The 1,414-nt window shown below is 33.3% G+C and carries 2 protein-coding genes; both read left to right on the forward strand.

All coding sequences use genetic code 11. The annotated features are described in order from the left end of the window. Positions 1-684 (forward strand): energy-coupling factor transporter ATPase (locus IDG60_RS14075; protein ID WP_206160816.1); only part of this gene is annotated, 684 nt, incomplete at its 5' end. Beyond that, the coding region (locus IDG60_RS14080; RefSeq protein ID WP_206160817.1) for an energy-coupling factor transporter transmembrane component T family protein at positions 674-1,414 on the forward strand (741 nt) is incomplete at its 3' end. The genes IDG60_RS14075 and IDG60_RS14080, both read left to right, overlap by 11 nt.

A 1,414-nucleotide genomic window follows, 5' to 3' on the forward strand; every position in this document is an offset into this window, starting at 1 on the left:
ACTACTGGGACAGTTACAGTTGATGACATTACTATTACACATAAGACCAAAGATAAATATATTAGACCTGTAAGAAAAAGAATTGGAATGGTATTTCAATTTCCCGAATCTCAATTATTTGAGGACACAGTAGAGCGTGAAATGATATTTGGACCTAAAAACTTTAAAATGAATTTAGATGAAGCCAAAAACTATGCCCATCGTCTGTTGATGGATTTAGGCTTTTCAAGAGATGTAATGTCACAATCACCATTTCAAATGTCAGGTGGACAAATGCGTAAAATAGCGATTGTATCGATATTGGCAATGAATCCTGATATTATCGTGGTTGATGAACCTACAGCAGGACTTGATCCACAAAGTAAACGACAAGTAATGAGATTACTAAAGTCACTACAAACAGATGAAAATAAGGCAATTATCCTAATTTCACATGATATGAATGAAGTCGCGCGTTATGCAGATGAAGTCATCGTTATGAAAGAAGGTAGTATAGTGTCGCAAACATCACCAAAAGAGCTCTTCAAAGATAAAAAAAAATTGGCGGATTGGCATATTGGTTTGCCAGAAATTGTTCAGTTACAATATGACTTTGAACAAAAATATCAAACAAAATTAAAAGATATTGCCTTAACTGAAGAAGCATTTGTAAGCTTGTATAAGGAGTGGCAACATGAAAAATAAATTGATTATAGGGCGATATTTACCAATTAATTCTTTTGTTCATCATCTTGATCCAAGAGCAAAGTTAATGTTTGTTTTTCTTTTTATTATATTAATATTTTTCTGTCATTCACCATTAACATATCTTTGGGTGTTTGCACTTATCTTATTCATTACGAGATTAGCAAAAATTCAATTATGGTTCCTAATCAAAGGTTTAACACCAATATTTTTCTTTTTAATCTTCACATTAATGATGCATATATTTTTAACTAAAGGTGGATATGTATTAGTTGAATGGCATGGCATCACGATTGAAACTAATGGTATTTTAGAAGGGCTATATATATCATTGCGTTTAATTGGGATTGTGATGATTGCAACAATTATGACACTATCTACAAGTCCAATTGATTTAACAGATGCGTTTGAAAGATTACTTGCACCACTAAAGATGTTTAAATTACCAGTTCATCAATTAAGTATGATAATGTCCATTGCGTTACGATTCATCCCGACGTTAATGGATGAGTTAGATAAAATTATTTTGGCGCAAAAGTCGCGTGGTTCTGAAATAAGTTCAGGGAACATTGCAACACGTATTAAATCATTTATTCCATTACTAGTGCCACTATTCATCTCAGCTTTCCAACGCGCCGAAGAATTAGCGGTCGCAATGGAAGTTAGGGGTTATGATGCCAATGTTAAGAGAACGAGCTACAGACAGCTTAAATGGCAATTGAGAGATACG

Source organism: Staphylococcus sp. EG-SA-2 (assembly GCF_017152085.1).